At 67.9% G+C, this 18,130-nt stretch carries 19 protein-coding genes and 2 tRNA genes; 1 reads left to right on the top strand and 20 read right to left on the bottom strand.

Going from position 1 to position 18,130, the window contains the following annotated elements; translation table 11 throughout:
• Positions 1 to 119: 119 nt before the first annotated feature.
• The 20 genes from ACE3T8_RS09930 to ACE3T8_RS09835 all read right to left on the bottom strand — a co-directional run bounded on the left by ACE3T8_RS09930 (position 120) and on the right by ACE3T8_RS09835 (position 17,218).
• Positions 120 to 193, bottom strand: a tRNA-Cys gene (locus ACE3T8_RS09930).
• A gap of 88 nt (positions 194 to 281) precedes the next feature.
• Positions 282 to 357 (bottom strand) — tRNA-Gly (locus ACE3T8_RS09925).
• A 23-nt stretch (positions 358 to 380) separates the two neighbouring features.
• Entirely contained in the window at positions 381 to 965 is a 585-nt protein-coding gene (gene pgsA / locus ACE3T8_RS09920) for a CDP-diacylglycerol--glycerol-3-phosphate 3-phosphatidyltransferase (RefSeq protein WP_374608950.1), read from the bottom strand.
• 35 nt (positions 966 to 1,000) lie between these two features.
• Positions 1,001 to 2,875, bottom strand: a complete 1,875-nt coding sequence (gene uvrC, locus ACE3T8_RS09915) for an excinuclease ABC subunit UvrC (RefSeq protein ID WP_374608948.1) — start codon at positions 2,873 to 2,875, stop codon at positions 1,001 to 1,003.
• A 22-nt stretch (positions 2,876 to 2,897) separates the two neighbouring features.
• Positions 2,898 to 3,365, bottom strand: coding sequence for a low molecular weight protein-tyrosine-phosphatase (locus tag ACE3T8_RS09910; protein WP_374608972.1), 468 nt, complete (start codon positions 3,363 to 3,365; stop codon positions 2,898 to 2,900).
• A gap of 4 nt (positions 3,366 to 3,369) precedes the next feature.
• Positions 3,370 to 4,173, bottom strand: a complete 804-nt coding sequence (gene kdsB, locus ACE3T8_RS09905) for a 3-deoxy-manno-octulosonate cytidylyltransferase (protein ID WP_374608946.1) — start codon at positions 4,171 to 4,173, stop codon at positions 3,370 to 3,372.
• 112 nt (positions 4,174 to 4,285) lie between these two features.
• Positions 4,286 to 5,314, bottom strand: a complete 1,029-nt coding sequence (lpxK, locus tag ACE3T8_RS09900; protein ID WP_374608944.1) for a tetraacyldisaccharide 4'-kinase — start codon at positions 5,312 to 5,314, stop codon at positions 4,286 to 4,288.
• Positions 5,311 to 7,053 carry a lipid A export permease/ATP-binding protein MsbA gene (gene msbA, locus ACE3T8_RS09895; protein WP_374608942.1) on the bottom strand — a complete coding sequence of 581 codons (1,743 nt, stop codon included), beginning with the start codon at positions 7,051 to 7,053 and terminating at the stop codon, positions 5,311 to 5,313. The genes lpxK and msbA overlap by 4 nt, the downstream gene beginning before the upstream one ends.
• Complete coding sequence (locus ACE3T8_RS09890; RefSeq protein WP_374608940.1) at positions 7,050 to 7,496, bottom strand: ExbD/TolR family protein; 447 nt, start codon at positions 7,494 to 7,496, stop codon at positions 7,050 to 7,052. The genes msbA and ACE3T8_RS09890 overlap by 4 nt, the downstream gene beginning before the upstream one ends.
• A 9-nt stretch (positions 7,497 to 7,505) precedes the next feature.
• Positions 7,506 to 8,174 (bottom strand): MotA/TolQ/ExbB proton channel family protein, encoded by a 669-nt coding sequence (locus ACE3T8_RS09885; RefSeq protein ID WP_374608938.1) that lies wholly within the window; start codon positions 8,172 to 8,174, stop codon positions 7,506 to 7,508.
• An 18-nt stretch (positions 8,175 to 8,192) separates the two neighbouring features.
• The gene (locus ACE3T8_RS09880) at positions 8,193 to 10,568 is read right to left on the bottom strand and encodes a DNA internalization-related competence protein ComEC/Rec2 (RefSeq protein ID WP_374608936.1); all 2,376 of its coding nucleotides are present in this window, start codon (positions 10,566 to 10,568) and stop codon (positions 8,193 to 8,195) included.
• 153 nt (positions 10,569 to 10,721) lie between these two features.
• Positions 10,722 to 11,417 carry a lipoprotein-releasing ABC transporter ATP-binding protein LolD gene (gene lolD / locus ACE3T8_RS09875; RefSeq protein ID WP_374608934.1) on the bottom strand — a complete coding sequence of 232 codons (696 nt, stop codon included), beginning with the start codon at positions 11,415 to 11,417 and terminating at the stop codon, positions 10,722 to 10,724.
• A gap of 117 nt (positions 11,418 to 11,534) precedes the next feature.
• The gene (locus ACE3T8_RS09870; RefSeq protein ID WP_374608932.1) at positions 11,535 to 12,779 is read right to left on the bottom strand and encodes a lipoprotein-releasing ABC transporter permease subunit; all 1,245 of its coding nucleotides are present in this window, start codon (positions 12,777 to 12,779) and stop codon (positions 11,535 to 11,537) included.
• Between the two features lie 22 nt (positions 12,780 to 12,801).
• Positions 12,802 to 13,158 carry a hypothetical protein gene (locus tag ACE3T8_RS09865; protein ID WP_374608930.1) on the bottom strand — a complete coding sequence of 119 codons (357 nt, stop codon included), beginning with the start codon at positions 13,156 to 13,158 and terminating at the stop codon, positions 12,802 to 12,804.
• A gap of 46 nt (positions 13,159 to 13,204) precedes the next feature.
• Complete coding sequence (locus ACE3T8_RS09860) at positions 13,205 to 13,456, bottom strand: succinate dehydrogenase assembly factor 2 (protein WP_374608928.1); 252 nt, start codon at positions 13,454 to 13,456, stop codon at positions 13,205 to 13,207.
• Positions 13,457 to 13,589: 133 nt separating this feature from the next.
• On the bottom strand, positions 13,590 to 14,381 hold the full coding sequence (locus tag ACE3T8_RS09855) for a succinate dehydrogenase iron-sulfur subunit (RefSeq protein WP_374608926.1): 792 nt from the start codon (positions 14,379 to 14,381) through the stop codon (positions 13,590 to 13,592).
• Positions 14,382 to 14,396: 15 nt separating this feature from the next.
• On the bottom strand, positions 14,397 to 16,184 hold the full coding sequence (gene sdhA / locus ACE3T8_RS09850) for a succinate dehydrogenase flavoprotein subunit (RefSeq protein ID WP_374608924.1): 1,788 nt from the start codon (positions 16,182 to 16,184) through the stop codon (positions 14,397 to 14,399).
• Positions 16,185 to 16,188: 4 nt separating this feature from the next.
• Entirely contained in the window at positions 16,189 to 16,575 is a 387-nt protein-coding gene (sdhD, locus tag ACE3T8_RS09845) for a succinate dehydrogenase, hydrophobic membrane anchor protein (RefSeq protein ID WP_374608922.1), read from the bottom strand.
• Positions 16,572 to 16,982 (bottom strand): succinate dehydrogenase, cytochrome b556 subunit, encoded by a 411-nt coding sequence (sdhC, locus tag ACE3T8_RS09840; protein ID WP_374608920.1) that lies wholly within the window; start codon positions 16,980 to 16,982, stop codon positions 16,572 to 16,574. Before sdhC ends, sdhD begins: the two co-directional genes overlap by 4 nt.
• A 47-nt stretch (positions 16,983 to 17,029) precedes the next feature.
• Complete coding sequence (locus ACE3T8_RS09835) at positions 17,030 to 17,218, bottom strand: DUF1674 domain-containing protein (protein ID WP_374608918.1); 189 nt, start codon at positions 17,216 to 17,218, stop codon at positions 17,030 to 17,032.
• Between the two features lie 27 nt (positions 17,219 to 17,245).
• Between ACE3T8_RS09835 and ACE3T8_RS09830 the strand changes: the two genes are divergently transcribed.
• Complete coding sequence (locus ACE3T8_RS09830; RefSeq protein WP_374608916.1) at positions 17,246 to 18,124, top strand: folate-binding protein YgfZ; 879 nt, start codon at positions 17,246 to 17,248, stop codon at positions 18,122 to 18,124.
• Positions 18,125 to 18,130 lie beyond the last annotated feature (6 nt).

Raw genomic sequence — 18,130 nt, 5'->3', positions numbered from 1 at the left:
ACCGCCAAAATTGGGTGATTTGACGGTACCCGGTAGGAAGCCGAGTGACATCACCATAACAAAAAACCCCGCCGTAGCGGGGTTCTAGGGACTTTCCGGGGTGACCCGGTAGGTCTAGTTGGAGGCCGAGGTCGGAATTGAACCGGCGTACGCGGATTTGCAGTCCGCTGCATAACCACTCTGCCACCCGGCCGGATGACGCAAACCACGATGCACCCGCATCTTACCGGCACATCGCCTGAAACAACGAAGCCCCGCGTACGGGGCTTCATCTAGAAACTTGGAGCGGGAAAAGGGACTCGAACCCTCGACCCCGACCTTGGCAAGGTCGTGCTCTACCAACTGAGCTATTCCCGCGTTGAGCCCGTCATTTTAGGGCCTCAATTCCGACTGTCAACACCTTTCGCTTCTTCCGCGCGCAACGCGGGCCACGCGGCGCGCGCGTACTCGAATCCGGACCAGAGCGTGAGGATCGCTGCGGCGGCCAGCAGCCACTCGCCGATGAGGAAGATGGGGAACCCCAGCAGTGGCTCGCGGTACAGCAGGAAGCCCAGCGCCACCATCTGCACGATGGTCTTGATCTTGCCCACCGCGGCCACGGCGACCTTGGCGCGCTGGCCCAGCTCCGCCATCCATTCGCGCAGGGCGGACACCGCGATCTCGCGGCCGATGATCACGCTGGCCCACAACGCCATCCAGACGGTGTGGTGGTACTGCACGGTGATGACCAGCGCGACTGCCACCATCAACTTGTCGGCCACCGGGTCCAGGAACGCGCCGAACGCCGAGTACTGGTTGTAGCGCCGCGCGATCCAGCCATCGAGCCAGTCGGTCAGCGAGGCGAACACGAAGATCGCGGTGGCGGCGACATTGGTCCAGCGGTAATCGAGGTAATAGACGATCACCAGCACCGGGATCAACGCGATCCGCGCCAAGGTCAACCAGGTGGGGATGGTCAGCTTCATGCGCCGATTCTACGTTGCGTCCCTGCTTCGCACCGTCACTGGCCTGCCCCAGCCTCCAACCCATGCAGGCTCGCCCAGATGCGTTCGGCCAGTGGCCGGTTGATGCCCTCGACCCGGGCGATGTCGTCCACCGCCGCTGCCTTCAAGCCGACCAGCCCACCGAAATGGCGCAACAAGGCGCCGCGCCGGCGCGGCCCTATCCCCGCGATGTCCTCCAGCCGGCTGCTGCTGCGCGTCTTCTGGCGCTTGCCGCGATGGCCGGTGATGGCGAAGCGGTGGGCTTCGTCGCGCACCTGCTGGACCAGCTGCAGGGCCGGTGACGACGCGCCCGGCTGCACCTCGCGGCCATCCGGCAGCAGCAGGGTCTCGGCCCCGGCCTTGCGTTCCGGGCCCTTGGCCACGCCGACGAGGACCACCCCCTGCAGGCCAGCGTCCTGCAGCACGGCTTGCGCCTGCGCCACCTGCCCGGTCCCGCCGTCGATCAGCAGGACATCGGGCAACACGATGTCCGGCTCGCCTTCGGCCGCAGGCCGGAAGCGCCGCTGCAGGGCCTGGTGCATGGCCGCGTAATCGTCGCCGGGTTCGATGCCGCTGCCGCCGCCCACCGCGATGTTGTAGCGCCGGTACTGGTTGCGCACCGGGCCCGCCGCATCGAACACCACGCAGGACGCCACCGTCGCCTCGCCCATGGTGTGGCTGATGTCGAAGCACTCGATCCGCGACGGCGCTTCGGCCAAGCCGAGCAATTCGCGCAGGGCCTCCACCCGCGCCTGTTGTGCGCTGCTGCTGGTCAGCTCCGTGGCCAGCGCCAGTTCCGCATTGCGCCGGACCAGGTCCAGGTGCGCCGCGCGTTCGCCGCGCACGCTGTGGCGCAGTTCGACCTTGCGGCCGGCATGTTCGGCCAGTGCCTGCTCGATCAGTTCGCGCTCGGGGATGTCGCGGTCCAGCACGATCTCGGAGGGCGGCGGTTGCTCCGCGTAATACTGCGACACGAATGCGGACAGCACCTCGGGGGCGCTGTCCTCGCCATTGGTCTTCGGGAAGAACGCGCGGGTTCCGAGGTTGCGCCCGTCGCGGAAGGCCAGCAGCAAGACGCAGGCCGACGCGCCCTGCATCGCCACCGCCAGCACGTCGAGGTCGGCGTTGCGACCATCCACGTACTGCCGTGCCTGCAACTTGCGGATGGTGGCGATGAGATCGCGCAGGCGCGCGGCCTGCTCGAACTCCAGCGCTTCGCTGGCGGCCTGCATCGCCGCGGTCAATTCGTCGCCCAGTTCGCCGCTGCGGCCATCCAGGAACAGCCCGGCGCGGCGAACGGCGTCGGCGTATTCGGCGGCATCGACCAGACCGACGCAGGGCGCGCTGCAGCGCCCGATCTGGCGCTGCAGGCAGGGCCGCGAACGGTTGCGGAACACGCTGTCCTCGCAGCTGCGCAGGCGGAACAGCTTGTGCATGAGGTTCAGCGTCTCGCGCACGGACGCCGCGCTGGGATACGGGCCGAAGTAACGCCCCGGCATCGAACGCGGCCCGCGATGGAAGGCGATGCGCGGCCAATCTTCCTTCGTCACCAGCACGAACGGGTAGCTCTTGTCGTCGCGCAGCATCACGTTGTAGCGCGGCGACAGCGACTTGATCAGCTGGTTTTCCAGCAGCAGCGCGTCGGCCTCGCTGCGGGTGACGGTGACCTCGATGCGCGCCACCTGCGCCAGCATCGCCATGATCCGGGTCGGCTTGGGCGTGGCGTTGAAATAGCTGCCCACGCGGTTGCGCAGTGCGCGCGCCTTGCCGACGTAGAGCACGCCGCCTTCGGCGTTGAACATGCGATACACGCCCGGTGCCAGCGGCAAGGCCGCGGCGACGGCCTTGCCGTCGAACGCGGGCACCCCGTCGTTGTCCTTGCGCTTGCTCACCCGTGCGCGCCCATGCCTGCGCTCAGAGGCGTCCCTGGCGGATGCGCTCCACCACGCCCGACGCCGCGGCATCGACCAGCCTGAACGACTGCTCGAAGTCGCGCGCGTTGCCGTAGTAAGGATCCGGCACATCCTTCTTGCCCACCCCGCTCCACTCGAGCAGCAGCTCGACCTGGCCGTGCGAGGTGCGCGGCTTGCGGATCCGCGCATCATGGAGGATCGAACGATCCGCACAGAGGATCACGTCGAACTGGTCGTAATCCTCCAGCTCCAGGCGGCGCGCCCGCTGCGCGGAAATATCGATGCCGTGTTTCCCCGCGCAGGCGATCGCGCGTTCATCCGGCGGATGGCCGATGTGCGACGTGCCGGTCGCGGCCGAGTCGACATGCGCGATCCCGCCCAGGCCCGCCTGTTCCAACCGTGCCCGCAGCACGCCCTCCGCCATCGGCGAGCGGCAGATATTGCCCAGGCACACCATCAGGATTCCGATCGATCTAGCCATTGCGTCCCGCCCGCTCCATGTCCTGCCAAAGGCGTTCCGCGCGCGCCAGGTCATCCGGCGTGTCCACGCCCGGCGGGAACGGCGACGGCGCCAACGTCACCGCGATCCGCCAGCCAGCCTCCAGCGCGCGCAACTGTTCCAGCGATTCGATCCGTTCCAGCACGCCCGCCGGCAGCGCGGCGAAGGCGCGCAAGGCCGACGCGCGGTAGCCATAGATGCCGATATGGCGCAGCCAGTGGCCGCCAGGCGGCATTGCGTCGCGCGTCTTTTCAGAGGCCTGTTTCGCGAAGGCGTCGCGTGGCCACGGCAGCGGCGCCCGGCTGAACATCAGCGTGTCACCGTTCGCGGCGCGCACGACCTTCACCGCGTTCGGATCGAGCAAGGTGTCGATGTCGTCGATCGGCGTGGCCAGGGTCGCGATCCCGGCATCGCTGTCGGCCACCGTGCGTGCGACGCAGGCGATGCCGTCTGCAGGCGCGAACGGTTCGTCGCCCTGCAGGTTGACCACGATGGTGTCGTCGGCCCAGCCGGCGATGCGCGAGCACTCGGCCAGGCGGTCAGTGCCCGAGGCGTGATCGGGCGAGGTCATCGCCACCTGTACGCCGCTGCCCTGCAGTGCTTCCGCGATGCGGAGATCGTCGGTGGCGACCCAGGCCTCGCGCGCACCCGCGGCCAGCGCGCGACGTGCGACGTGCAGCACCATCGGCTCGCCGCCGATCAGCCGCAGCGGCTTGCCCGGCAGGCGCGAGGCGGCATAGCGCGCGGGGATGGCGACGACGAAGTCGGGAGCAGTCATGGTGGGGGATTATCGCCGGTCATTGGTGTGCGGGGGATGCAGTGAAATGGGGTCAGAGTGAAGTTTTGCGGGCGAGACAGTTCGGCTACTTCGATTGCTGCCGCAGCAAAATTCACTCTGACCCCATTTCACGCGCCGGCAGCCGATCCAGCAACGCCACCCAGAATGCCTCGGGCATCACCGCATCCACCGGCACCATGAAGGCCTGCGTGTCCACTAGCCCGCCGCATTTCACCGCGTCCTTCACCGTCATCAGCACCGGCAACTTGCTGCCGAAGGCGAAATCGCTGGCCACGTAGGCATGGTGGTCGGGAAAGGCATGCGGCACCACCGCGATGCCGGCGTCGCGCAGCATCGCGAAGAAGCGTTCGGGATCGCCGATGCCGGCCACCGCATGGGCACGCTGACCGGAAAACGTGGACAGGGCTTGCCCGCGCCCGCCATGCAAGGGTTGCGCGACGCCCACCTGCAGGCGCATCGGCCATTCGCCGAGGCCCGCTTGGCGCTCTGCGTCGGTCTCGCTCGCTACGCCGAGATTGAACACGCGGAAGTCGCAGTCTGCAGCGCGTTCCACCGGTTCGCGAAGCGGACCGGCCGGCAGCAGGCGGCCATTGCCATAGCGGCGGCGCGCGTCCTGCACTTCGACCTCGATGTCGCGCGCAAGCCGGTAATGCTGCAGGCCGTCATCGCAGACCACGATGTCGCAACCGGCGGCGGCCAGCGCCTTCGCGGCAGCGACGCGATCGCGATCGACCCGCACCTTCGCAGCGGTGGCGCGCGCGATCAGCAGTGGCTCGTCACCGACCTTCGCCGCGGTGCTGCCGGCTTCCACCCAGGACGGCGCGGCTTCGTCCTCGCGACCATGTCCGCGACTGGCGATGCCAGGCGTCCAGCCCGCCGCGCGGAGGCGCTCGACCAGGGCGATCACCAGCGGCGTCTTGCCGGTACCGCCGGCGACGATGTTGCCGACCACGATGACCGGCACACCGGCCTTGCGCTTGCGCAACCAACCGCGACGGTAGGCGCCACGCCGCAGCGCCGCAAGGTTGCCGTAGAGCACGGCGAGCAGGCGTGCATGCAGCGGTGGCGTGCTGCCGTCATGCCACCACGCCGGGGTTTGCGGCAGGCGCTTGCGGCTCAACCGGCGCCCTCGCGGAACTGCATCGCGTGCAGGTGCGCGTAGACGCCGCCGCGTGCGAGCAGCTCGGTGTGCGTGCCCTGCTCCACCAGCCTGCCGTCGTCCAGCACCAGCACCTGGTCGGCATGTTCGATGGTCGACAGCCGGTGCGCGATGACCAGGGTCGTGCGATCCGGGATCAGCCTGGCCAGCGCGTCCTGCACCAGCCTTTCCGATGCGTTGTCGAGCGCGGCGGTGGCCTCGTCGAGGATCAGGATCGGCGCGTCCTTGAGCATGGCACGGGCGATGGCGAGACGCTGCCGCTGCCCACCAGACAACTTGCCGCCACCCGCACCGATCTCGCTCTCCAGTCCTTCGGGCATGCGCGCCACGAATTCCAGCGCATTGGCATCGCGCACCGCGGCTTCGATCCGCTCCGGCCCGAGCGCCTGCAATTCGCCGTAGGCGACATTGCCCGCCACGCTGCCGTCGAACAGCATGACCTGCTGGCCGACCAGGGCGATCTGCCGGCGCAAATCGGCCAGCGGGTAGTCGTCCAACGGATGCCCGTCCAGCAGGATGCTGCCGTGGCTGGCCTCGTAGAAACGCGGGATCAGCTTCACCAAACTCGACTTGCCGCTGCCGGAGCGGCCGACGATGGCGGTGACCGTGCCCGGACGTGCAACGAAGCTGATGCCGTGCAACACCGGTCCGTCGCGACCTTCGTAGCGGGCCTCGACGTCGCGGAATTCGAGCAGGCCGCGCGCACGTTGCAGCGGGCGGCGACCCTGGTCGCGCTCGCTGGCGGCATCCATCACCGAGAACAACCGCTCGGCGGAACTGATGCCCCGTTGCAGCATGCTCTGCACGTTGGTCAGCTGGCGCAGCGACGGCACCAGGTTGACCATCGCCGTCATCAGGGTCATGAAATCGCCGGCGGTCAGGCGTCCCTGGGCTGCCTCGAAGCCGGCGGCGACCAGCATCACCGCCATGCCGATCGCCCCCAACACCTGCACGAACATCGACAGGGTGCCGCGGGTGACCTCGATCTTCAGGGCGAGCGTCACGTTGCCGCGGGTCTGCTCGCCATAGCGCGCCAGTTCCGCCGGTTGCCCGCCGTAGGCCTTCACGTCCTGCTGCGCATGCAGGGCCTGGTCGGCGGTCTGCAGCATCTGCGCGGAGGATTCCTGGATCGCGTGGTTGAGCCGGCGGTAGCGCTTGCCGACCTTGCCCATCATCCACGCCATGGCCGGCGCCAGCAGGAGCAGGACCAGCGACACCCGCCAGCTGGTCCACAGCATCACCACCAAGGTGGCCACGATGCCCAGCACGTTGCTGATCATCACCTTCAGCGAATCCACCGCGGCCTGCGCCACCTGTTCGCTGTCCGCGCCCAGGCGGGTCAGCATCGACGGCACCGGCTCGCTGTCGAAACGCGCGCCCGGCAATTCCAGGTATTTCGCCATCAGCTGCATGCGCAGGTCGCGGGCGACGTTGCGGCCGGAGCGCGCGATCGTGTAGTCCGACACCAGTCCGAACAGGCCGCGCCCCAGCAGCAGCAGGACCAGACCCGCCGGCAGCCAGTAGCTGAAATCGTGGGCGACGAAGATGTCGTCGACGATCGGCCCGAGCAGCCACAGGGTCGCACCACTGGCGGCGGCTTCAAGGGCCATCGCCAGGATCCCGATCGCGATCAGTCCCCAATACGGCCTGGCGTACTGGCGCAGGCGTCGATAGGTCACCGACGTGTCGAGTTCACTCACTGCGTCGCGGTTCCTGCCTGCGTGCCGCCTGCCTGCGAGGCGGTTGCATTGGCGACCCGCTTGAAGCCGAGCTGGCCCAGCGCCTCATACGCGGTGATCACCGCCTGCCACGGGGTGCGTGCATCGGCGCGGATCAGCACGGTGCGCTCGCGATCGTCGCCGGCCACGTCGCGCAGGCTTTGCTTGAGCGATTCGACGTCGGTGCGCAGCACCTCCCGGTCGCCGACGAAATAGCGGCCCTGCGCATTGATCAGGATGCTCAGCGGACGCGCCTGCGGATCTGCGGGCTGGCCGTCCGCGCGCGGCAGTTCCAGCTTGAGCACGGAGCGCGCATCGAACGTCGTGGTGACCACGAAGAAGATCAGCAGGCACAGCAACACGTCGATCAGCGGGATCAGGTTGATCTCCGGGGCGTCGTCGGCGCGGTGGTCCTGGATGCGCATGCGCGGCGCTCAGCGCTTCTTCGGGGTGGCGGCGCGTGCGGGTGCGGGTGCGGGTGCGGGTGCGGGCGATCCCGCAGGTGCATCCAGCACGTCCATCAGCCGGATCGCCTCGTGTTCCATGTCGACGATGTAACCGGCGATGCGGCCGCGGAAATAGCGATGGAAGGCCAGCGCCGGGATCGCCACCAACATGCCGGCCGCCGTACAGACCAGCGCCTTGCCGATGCCGCCGGCCAACTGGCTGGCGTCGCCGATGCCGTGGTCGAGGATGCCCAGGAACATCTCGATCATGCCCACCACGGTGCCGAACAGGCCCAGCAGCGGGCCCGCCGAGGCAATCGTGCCCAGCGTGTTCAGGAACCGCTCCATCCGGTGCACCAGGTGACGGCCGACATCCTCCACGCGCTCGCGGATTTCCTCGCGGCTGCGCATGCGGACATCGAGCGCCGCGGCCAGCAAGGCACCGAGCGGCGAAGTCGAACGCAGCGAATCGATGTGCGCGACCTCCAGTGGCTTGCCGCGGGCGACCCAGGCGCGGACTTCGTCGCCGAGGCCCGGCGGCAACACGCGCGACGGCCGCAGGCTCCAGAACCGCTCGACGATGATCCCGAGCGCAAGCCCCGACAACAGCAGCAGCGGGATCATCGGCCAGCCACCGGCGCGGATCAGTTCCAGCACGCGTCAATCCTCCGGCCCTCATGGCCGCTGCATCTCCGGCGCGTAGCATAGCCCAGCCGTCCCGCTGCGCCGTCGCGCGGCGTCCCATAACCGCGAATGCGCGGCGCGTCGCTCCTGCATCCGCAGACCTTGCGCGCCCAACCAGACGCGGATCGCCCCGGCGCGCGCGGTATCGACGACCTCGGCACCGCCCTGGCACCAGCGTTGCACGACATCCTTCCTCGGATGGCCGAAACGATTGCCCGCACCGGACGAGACCACCGCCAAGCGTGCGCCGGTGGCCGCCACCAATGACTCTCCCGATGACCCCGCACTGCCGTGGTGCGGCACCAGCACGACATCGCTGCGAACCGATTCGGGATCGTCACGCAGCAGTTTCGCCTCCACGAAGTGACCGATGTCGCCGGTCAGCAAGGCGTTGCCATGTGCGGTTTCGACGCGGAGCACGCAACTGGCCTCGTTGCCCAGGTATGGAAACCCGTCGCCCGGATGCAGTACCCGAATCCTCACGCCATCCCATTGCCATGACTGGCCCGCCCGGCACGGCACGATGCCTGGCACGGGGCTGCCCTCCGGGGCCAGCAGGGATGCGACCGGGAACGCGCGCGATACCGTGCCCCAACCGCCGGCATGGTCGTTGTCGCCATGACTGATCATGGCTGCATCGAGGCGCTGCACGCCCAGTCCGTGCAGCGCCGGCACGACCGCCCGCGCACCTGCATCGAAGCCATCGATGGTGGCCGGCCCCATGTCGTAGAGCAGGCTGTGCCGGGCCGTACGCACCAACACCGACAGGCCCTGGCCCACGTCGATGACGGTCAATTCGGCTTCGCCATGGGCCGGCAGGTCGCGCGGCGGACACAACAAGGGCAGCCACAACAGCATGGCCAGCGGCTTGCCCGGCAGGCCACGCGGCAGCAACAGCCAGAACACCGAGAGCATCGCCAGCGGCCAGGCATGCCAGCGCGGCTCGGGCAGCCAGGCCATCGCCAAGGGACTGTCGGCGATCCGCACCAGCGCAGGCCACAGCAGGTCGAAGCACCACGCGGCCGCTTGCCAGGGCCATTGCCCCAGGCCGGCATGCAGGGTTTCGGCCAGCACGCCGAGCAAGGCCAACGGCACCACCACCAAGCTCCACCAGGGCACCGCAGCAAGATTTGCCACGGGTCCGGCGAACGAGGCCTGGCCGAACAGCAGCACGGTCAAGGGCAGCAGGCCGAGCGTGGCCACCGCCTGCGCTGCCACGAACCCGTGCAGCATCGCCCAGCGTCGCGGCCCCTGGTCGGCGGGCAGGCACCACAGCAGCCAGGCCACGCCGGCGAAACTCAGCCAGAAACCTGCACCCAGCACCGCCAACGGATCCAACAGCAACAGTACGATGCAGCCGAGCGACAGCGTGTCCGCCAACCGTTGCCGCCGCCGCAGGCAGCGCGCCGCCACCAGCGCGGCGATCATCACCGCGGTCCGCAACGTTGGCACCGCGAACCCGGTCAGTGCGGCGTACAGGCATGCGCCCGCGATCGCGCCGAAACCGGCGGCGAACGGCCGCGGCAGCCAACGGCACAGGCCGGGAAACAACCACCACACCGCGGCGGCCAGCATCGCGAAGAAACCGGCGACCAGCCCGACATGGAAGCCGGAAATCGCGATGAGATGCGTGAGTCCCGCCGCCCGCAGCCGCGACCAGTCGGTCTCGTCGAGGGCGCGGGTATCGCCCAGCGCCAGCGCGCGCACGTAGCGCGACGATGCGGACGGCACCGACGCCGCGATGCGCCCGCTCATGCGTTCACGCCATGCGGCGATCCCGCCAGGCGCTGCCAGCCTGCGCGCCAGCACCGGTTCCATCACGTGGCCGGTGGCCGCGATCCGCGATGCCAGCGCGTGTTTCTCGCCGTCGCTGGCGCCGGGATTGCGCAGACCCGTGGGCGCACGCAGTTCGACCGGGAATCCCCAGCGACTGCCGGCCTGCAGGCGGGCTCGACCGTGCGGATCCTCCTCGAACCAGCCCAGGCGGATGCGCTTGCCGCGCAGCGCGTCGGGTTGCGACGCGTGGTCATCCACCACGAATTCGAAACGGGTACGGCGGGGCTCGTGCACCGGCAACTCGACGATGCGGCCTTCGATCTCGAGCGCACGCCGTTCCAGCGATGCGGGCAATTGCCCGCGCAGCACGTGATCGGCATGCAAGCCGGCGAATCCGACCCCGAACAGCAGCGCGCCGGCCAACCGCCAGCCATCGCCACGCAGCAGCAAGGCCAACCCCGCCACCAGCAAAGCGATCAGCCAAGCCGTTGGTGGCAAGCCGGGCAACAACAAGCCGCACGTCACGCCAGCGAGCAATGCCGTGGCGGACATCGGGCCGAATGGCGCGACGCGGCCAATCGCCAGCGGCACGCGGCATGCCATCCATGCCCTTGCGCAAGTCAGGGCGGGCGATCGCAAGCGCGAGACGTGGAGGATTGCCATGCCCCCAGCATGGTCGTCGCGCCCAGCGCCCCCGATCAGCCGATCAACGAAATGCGGGTCGGGAAACCCCGACCCACTCGTTCAGATCTCGTCGGACGCCAAGGTCTTGAGCTTGCCCTGCTGCAACTCGAGCACGCGGTCGAGGCGACGTGCCAGGCGTCGGTCGTGGGTGACCAGCACCAGGCTGGTGCCCTGCGCGTGGTTGAGTTCGAGCATCTGCGCGAACACGTGCGCCGCGGTCTTCTCGTCGAGGTTGCCGGTCGGTTCGTCGCCGAGCACGCAGGCGGGCGCATTGACCAGCGCACGCGCCACCGCGGCGCGCTGGCGTTCGCCGCCGGAGAGCTCGCCCGGCTTGTGCTGCAGGCGATGGCCAAGACCGACATTCTCCAGCAGCGCCTGCGCCCGGCGCGAAGCATCGGCGGTCGGTTGCCCGGCCAGCAGCACCGGCATCATCACGTTCTCGAGTGCGGTGAATTCGGGCAGCAAATGATGGAACTGGTAGACGAAGCCGAGCGACTTGTTGCGCAGGCGACCGCGCGCCGCATCGGACAGCGCGCTCATCCTCTGCCCGGCCACGAAGACCTCGCCCGCGCTGGGCACGTCCAGTCCGCCCAGCAAGTGCAGCAGCGTGCTCTTGCCGGCACCGGAGGCACCGAGGATGGCGACGGTTTCGCCTTTCGCCACCGCGAAATCGAGGCCATCGAACACCTGCGTGTGCAGACTGCCTTCGGCGTAGGTCTTGCCCAGCCCTTCGGCGCGGATCACGTCGTCGCTCATCGATCAACTCCACGTTGCCATCCATGGCCAGACGACATCGACCCAGAACGCCTCGCCCGGCCATCCATGGCCGTGCGTTCGCGCCTGCGCGAGGCAGTGCCTCGCAAACGCAGTCGCTCACTCATAACGCAGCGCCTCCGCCGGTGCGGTACGCGCCGCGCGCCAGGCCGGATACAGGGTGGCGACGAAGGCCATGGCCAGGGCGACGCAGGCGATGGTGATGACATCGCTGGTTTGCAGATCGGTCGGCAGACCGGTGATGTAGTAGACGTCCTCCGGCAGCAGTTGCACGCCGAAGACATCTTCGATGCCCCCCAGGATGCGATCCAGGTTGAGCGTGAGCAGGATGCCGCCGATCACGCCGGAGATCGTGCCGATGATGCCGATCAGGCTGCCCTGCACCATGAACACCTGCATCACCTGCCTCGGCGTGAGGCCCAGCGTGCGCAGGATGGCGATGTCGGCCTGCTTGTCGGTGACCAGCATCACCTGCGAACTGACCAGGTTGAACGCGCCCATGGCGATGATCAGCGACAGCAGGATCGCCATCACTGTCTTCTCCATCTTCAGCGCGCGGAACAGGTTGGCGTTGTCCTGGGTCCAGTCGCTGACCCGGTACGGCCCCTTGAGCTTGAGCGCGAGTTCGCGTCCCACGTCGAAAGCCTGGTCCATGTCGTGCAATTTCAGGCGCACGCCGGTGACGCCCTCGCCCATCCGCAGCAGGCGTTGCAGGTCGGACAAGTTGACCACCGCCAGGCCCTTGTCGAACTCGTTGTAGCCGGCCTCGAAAATGCCGCTGACCACGAACCGTTTCTGCGTCTGGATCCCGCCCATCGGTGTGTTGCGATAGTCGGCGAGCATCACGACCACATCGTCGCCCACGCCCACCCCCAGCCATACGGCCAGCTCACGCCCGAGCACGATCCTGAAACTGCCCGGCGTGAGTTCGGCCAGCTTGCCTTGCACCAGCTTGGCGCCGATCACCGAGACCGTGTCTTCCCGTGCCGGCTCGACGCCACGCAGCATCGCGGGCTGGTTGTTGCTGCCCAGGATCAGCGCTTCCTTCTCGATGTAGGGTGCCGCGCCCGCCACACGCGCGTCCCTCAACGCGACGTCGACCGCCCTCTGCCATTCCTTCAGCGGCTCGCCATAACCGCTGACCGTGGTGTGCGCGGCCATCTGCAGCATGCGGTCGCGGATCTCGCGCTGGAAGCCGCTCATCACCGCCAGCGTGGTGATCAATGCGGTCACGCCCAGTGCGATGCCGAGGATCGACGCCAGCGAGATGAAGGAGATGAAGCCGTTGCGGCGTTTGGCGCGCAGGTAGCGCAGGCCGATGGCGACGGGGACGGGTTTGAACATTCAAGGCCCTTTCGTTGGCCGCCTATCCTGCCATCGATGGCACTCCGGCGGCAGCCTCGCGGCGTTGCAACGCAAGCTTCAGTTCACGCCGGGACGCGGCCGGCAGGGTGTCCTGGGCGAAGACGACGCGCCGGGATCGCCCATTGCCATCGCGCCAGCGCAGGAAAGCGAGCGGCCCACGCCAATGCACCAGCAGGCCTTCGATGCGCTCGGCATCGGAGGTAGGTGCACCACGTCCGGCCGGGATCACCCATCGGCGTGCCGGCTGGTTCCGATAGCGTCGCGCATCGCGGATGCCGATCAGGCCCGCGAGCACGGCCAGAGGCCACGCCCAGCCGCGCGGGAGGTCGGACGCCAGCACGCAGAAGGGAGCCAGCATGGCGATGAGCCAGAGTGCCGCGCCAAGCTGGCGCGACGGCCGCCAATCAAGGCGGCAAGGAACGGATGCGATCGACGAGCGCCGCGATTTCGACATCGGCCGGGGCCTCATGGCCAAGGAACCAGCGCCAGAGTCTGTCGTCTTCGCTGTCCAGCAGGCGCAGGAACACATCGCGCTGCGCGGTAGGACTTTGCCGCCATTCGCGGTCCAGCCAGCGCTCGAGCAACTGGTCGAGCTCGCGCATGCCGCGCCGGCAACGCCAGCGGAGTTTGCGGAGCTCGGTGTCGTCGTCACTCATGCCGAATCCAATCCCGTCATGCCAGAGACGGCTGGCATCCAGTGTCTATTCTTGTCGTGCAGAAAGTCACTGGATATTCGGCTGTCGCCGAAATAGAGCACTGCCTGCCTGCGCAGGAATGACAGCAAATTCCTCAGACCTTGCGCGCCATCATCAGCTGCTTGATCTCGCCGATCGCCTTGGCCGGGTTCAGGCCCTTCGGGCAGGTGCGTGCGCAGTTCATGATCGTGTGGCAGCGATACAGCTTGAACGGGTCTTCCAGATCGTCCAAGCGCGCGCCGGTGTCTTCGTCGCGGCTGTCGATGATCCAGCGGTAGGCCTGCAACAACACGGCCGGGCCGAGGTAGCGCTCGCCGTTCCACCAGTAGCTCGGGCAACTGGTGCTGCAGCAGGCGCAGAGGATGCATTCGTACAGGCCGTCCAGCTTGGCGCGGTCTTCCTTGGACTGCAGGCGCTCGCGGCCCGACGGCGCCGGCGTCTGCGTGCGCAGCCAGGGCTTGATCGATGCGTACTGCGCGTAGAAGTGGGTCAGGTCCGGCACCAGGTCCTTGACCACGTCCATGTGCGGCAGCGGATAGATCGGCACTTCGCCATTCGCCTTGCCGCAATCCTCGATCGCCTTGGTGCAGGCAAGCGTGTTGGTCCCGTCGATATTCATCGCGCAGGAACCGCAGATGCCCTCGCGGCAGGACCGGCGGAAGGTCAGCGTGGGGTCGATCTCGTTCTTGATCTTGATCAGCGCGTCCAGGACCATCGGCCCGCACGCGGCCAGGTCGACATCGTAGGTATCCACGCGCGGGTTCAAGCCGTCGTCGGGATTCCAGCGATAGACCTTGAAGGTGCGCGGCTTCTTCGCGCCGGCGGGTGCCGGGAAGTGCTTGCCCTTCTGGATCTTCGAGTTCTTCGGGAGGGTGAATTCGGCCATGGTGTGTGCTCCCGGTCAGTAGACGCGCGGCTTCGGCGGGACCACGTCGACATCGCTGCTGAGCGTGTACATGTGCACCGGGCGGTAGTCGATGCGGGTATTGCCGGCATCGTCGACCCAGCACACGGTGTGCTTGTGCCAGTTTTCGTCGTCGCGGTCCGGGAAGTCCTCGCGGGCGTGCGCGCCGCGCGACTCGGTGCGGTTCTCGGCAGACACGATCGTGGTCAGGGCCTGGCCCAGCAGGTTCTGCAGCTCCATCGTCTCGATCAGGTCCGAGTTCCAGACCAGCGAACGGTCGCTGACCTTCACGTCGGCGAAGCTGGCATTGATGTCGCGGATCGCCTTGACCCCGTTCGCCAGGGTTTCGCCGGTGCGGAACACCGCGGCGTCGTTCTGCATCGCCCGCTGCATGTTGTTGCGGATCACCGCGGTCGGCGTGCCGCCGTGCGCATTGCGCAGCTTGTCGAGGTTCGCCAGCGCCTTGTCGCAGGCGTCGGCGGCCAGCGGCTTGTGCGCCGCGCCCGGCTTGATCGTCTCGGCGCAACGGTTGGCGACCGCGCGGCCGAACACCACCAGGTCGAGCAGCGAGTTGGAACCGAGGCGATTCGCGCCATGCACGGACACGCACGCCGCTTCGCCGATCGCGTACAGGCCCGGCACCACCGCATCCGGATCGCCGTTCTTCAGCTGCACCACTTCACCGTGGTAGTTGGTCGGGATGCCGCCCATGTTGTAGTGCACGGTCGGGATCACCGGGATCGGCTGCTTCTCGACGTCGACGCCGGCGAAGATCCGCGCGCTCTCGGCGATGCCGGGCAGCTTCTCGTGGATGTCCTTCGGATCGAGGTGGGTCAGGTCCAGGTGGATATGGTCCTTGTGCTCGCCGACGCCGCGGCCTTCGCGGATCTCGATGGTCATCGAGCGGCTGACCACGTCGCGCGATGCGAGGTCCTTCGCGTTCGGTGCGTAGCGCTCCATGAAGCGCTCGCCGTTGCTGTTGCGCAGGATGCCGCCTTCGCCGCGCACGCCCTCGGTGATCAGGCAGCCGGCGCCGTAGATGCCGGTCGGGTGGAACTGCACGAATTCCATGTCCTGCATCGCCAGGCCAGCGCGCAACGCCATGCCGCCGCCGTCGCCGGTGCAGGTATGCGCCGACGTCGCGCTGAAATACGCACGGCCGTAACCACCGGTCGCCAGCACCACGCCCTGCGCGCGGAACAGGTGCAAGGTGCCCTCGGCCATGTCCAGCGCGAGCACGCCACGGCAGGCGCCGTCGTGGTCCATGATCAGGTCGAGCGCGAAGTACTCGATGAAGAAGCGCGCGTCGTGCGCCAGCGACTGCTGGTAGAGCGTGTGCAGGATCGCGTGGCCGGTGCGGTCGGCGGCGGCGCAGGTGCGCTGCGCGGTGCCCTTGCCGTAGTGCGTGGTCATGCCACCGAACGGACGCTGGTAGATCCGGCCGTCCTCGGTGCGGCTGAACGGCACGCCCTGGTGTTCGAGTTCGATGATCGCGGGAATGGCCTCGCGGCACATGTACTCGATCGCGTCCTGGTCGCCCAGCCAGTCCGAGCCCTTGATGGTGTCGTAGAAGTGGAAGCGCCAGTCGTCCTCGCCCATGTTGCCCAGCGCGGCGGAGATGCCGCCCTGCGCCGCCACGGTATGGCTGCGGGTCGGGAAGACCTTGGTGATGCAGGCGGTCTGCAGGCCTTTCTGGGCCAGGCCGAAGGTGGCGCGCAGTCCGGCGCCGCCGGCGCCGACCACGATCATGTCGAAGCTGTGTTCCTGGATCTTGTAGGCGGGCACGGTGTCAGGCTCCCAGCGCGATGCGCAGCACCGCGAGCACGCCGGCGACGGCCAGCAGCGCGCAGGCGAAAATGTTGGCGAGATGCGCGATGCCGGCCAGCAGCGGCGCATGCACGTAGTCTTCGATCACCACCTGCAGGCCCAGCTTGGCGTGCCAGCACGCGGCGATGAGGAAGGCGACCAGCACCGTCGCATTGAGCGGGTCGCGCACGGTCGCGCGGACGAAGACATAGTCGGTGCTGTTGAGCGACAGCAGCAGGCCGATCAGCCATGCGCCGGCCAGCACCAGCGCGATCGCGGTGATCCGCTGGACCATGAAATGGCCAGTGCCGTCCTTCGCCGAGCCCAGACCCATGGCGCGCTTGAGCGGCGTGCGCAGGTTCCTGCTCATGCCGCACCTCCGCGGAAGAGGACGATGGCCCAGACCACCACGACCAGCACCACGCTGCCGATGATCGAGATCCAGCTGCTGCGCACGAACTCCGGGATCGACCAGCCGTGGCCGGCGTCCTGGACCAGGTGGCGGACGCCGTTGATCAGGTGGTAGGCCAACGCCCAGCTGAAGCCGAACAGCACCAGTTGGCCCAACAGGGAACCGGCACACGTGGCGAAGGCGGCCCAGGATTTTTCGCCACCGGCCAGCGCGACCAGGCCCCAGACCAACCCCAGCATGCCGGCCACCAGGGCGATGCCGGTGGCGCGATGCAGGATCGAGGTGACCATCTGGACCTGCCACTTGTAGACATCCAGATGGGGCGACAACGGACGCGTGCGACCGTTCGGATCAGGAGCAGCCATGGGCGTGCGCTCTCCGGGCTGGGCGGCTCACGCCGCGTGGCGATGTCTCAGAAGTCGATGCAACGGCCGTTCTTTTCCCAGTCGCCGTAGCGGGTCGGCTCGGGGCCATCGCGACCACCGATTTCAACGGCGGGCTCAGGCGTCCCGGCCAGTTGCGGCGCGGGTTCCGGAACCGGAATCACGACCTCGACGGGCTCGGGGCTGGGGGTGGATTGGCCTATGATCGACGCATTCACAACTTCGCAAGTTTAAGTCCCGCCCCCATGTCCGACAACCCGCAGGCCGCTTCGACGCAGGAATTCCCCCTGCCCGGGCACGCTGTCCTGGCCCTTGCCGGCCGCGATGCCGTGGCCTTCGCGCAGGCGCAATTCATGAACGACGTGGCCGCGCTGGGCGATGGCCAGTGGCAGTGGAACGGCTGGCTGACGCCGAAAGGGCGCGTTATCGCGCTGTTTGCCCTGCTTCGCATCGATGCAGAGACCTTGTGGCTGATCCTGCCCGATGCCGATGCGCAGGCATTGGCGACGCAGCTGCAACGGTTCGTGTTCAGAAGCAAGTTGAAGCTGGCGCCACGCGCCGACCTGCATGCCGTCGCGGCCTTCGCGCCAGCGGTTGCTGCATCGGGCCCCGTGTCTGCCGACATCGACGGCGTGATCGAACTCGACATGAGCGGTGATGACGGCCAGCGGCGCCTGCGCATCAGCACGACCGATGCCGAAGCCAACGACGCACTCGCCTCGCGTTGGCGCGCCTATGACCTCGCCCATGGCCTGCCGCGCCTGCATGCCGACCAGGCCGAAGCCTGGACCCCGCAACAGCTTTCGCTGGAGCGCCTGCGCGCCTTCAGCGTGAAGAAAGGCTGCTACCCCGGCCAGGAAATCGTGGCGCGCACGCACTTCCTCGGCAAAGTGAAACGCGAGTTGGTGCGACTGCAAGGCAATGGCGTCCATGAGCTGGACGAAGTGATGGACGGTGGGCCTGTTGGCGCCGGCGCGCAGACCGTACGCCCCATCGGGCAGTTGATCTGCGCGGAAGGCGATGAAGGCCTGGCTGTGATGCCACTGGATGCCGGCGATGGCCCGTTCGCCAGCGGCAACCTGCCCTGCACGCGCCTGCCATTGCTCGATGGCCTCGCCCGCTGAGGCGTG

The organism is Thermomonas sp. (genome assembly GCF_041919455.1).
Classification (GTDB): domain Bacteria; phylum Pseudomonadota; class Gammaproteobacteria; order Xanthomonadales; family Xanthomonadaceae; genus Thermomonas.
The sequence above is the reverse complement of the archived record's forward strand: the minus strand, read 5'-3'. Positions and strand labels throughout refer to the sequence as shown.

Bases quoted from the DNA above. Each gene is read 5' to 3' on its own strand.
- pgsA (WP_374608950.1), bottom strand. From the start codon at position 965: ATGAAGCTGACCATCCCCACCTGGTTGACCTTGGCGCGGATCGCGTTG.
- kdsB (WP_374608946.1), bottom strand. From the start codon at position 4,173: ATGACTGCTCCCGACTTCGTCGTCGCCATCCCCGCGCGCTATGCCGCC.
- ACE3T8_RS09890 (WP_374608940.1), bottom strand. From the start codon at position 7,496: ATGCGCATCCAGGACCACCGCGCCGACGACGCCCCGGAGATCAACCTG.
- lolD (WP_374608934.1), bottom strand. From the start codon at position 11,417: ATGAGCGACGACGTGATCCGCGCCGAAGGGCTGGGCAAGACCTACGCC.
- ACE3T8_RS09870 (WP_374608932.1), bottom strand. From the start codon at position 12,779: ATGTTCAAACCCGTCCCCGTCGCCATCGGCCTGCGCTACCTGCGCGCC.
- ACE3T8_RS09865 (WP_374608930.1), bottom strand. From the start codon at position 13,158: ATGCTGGCTCCCTTCTGCGTGCTGGCGTCCGACCTCCCGCGCGGCTGG.
- ACE3T8_RS09860 (WP_374608928.1), bottom strand. From the start codon at position 13,456: ATGAGTGACGACGACACCGAGCTCCGCAAACTCCGCTGGCGTTGCCGG.
- ACE3T8_RS09855 (WP_374608926.1), bottom strand. From the start codon at position 14,381: ATGGCCGAATTCACCCTCCCGAAGAACTCGAAGATCCAGAAGGGCAAG.
- sdhD (WP_374608922.1), bottom strand. From the start codon at position 16,575: ATGAGCAGGAACCTGCGCACGCCGCTCAAGCGCGCCATGGGTCTGGGC.
- sdhC (WP_374608920.1), bottom strand. From the start codon at position 16,982: ATGGCTGCTCCTGATCCGAACGGTCGCACGCGTCCGTTGTCGCCCCAT.
- ACE3T8_RS09830 (WP_374608916.1), top strand. From the start codon at position 17,246: ATGTCCGACAACCCGCAGGCCGCTTCGACGCAGGAATTCCCCCTGCCC.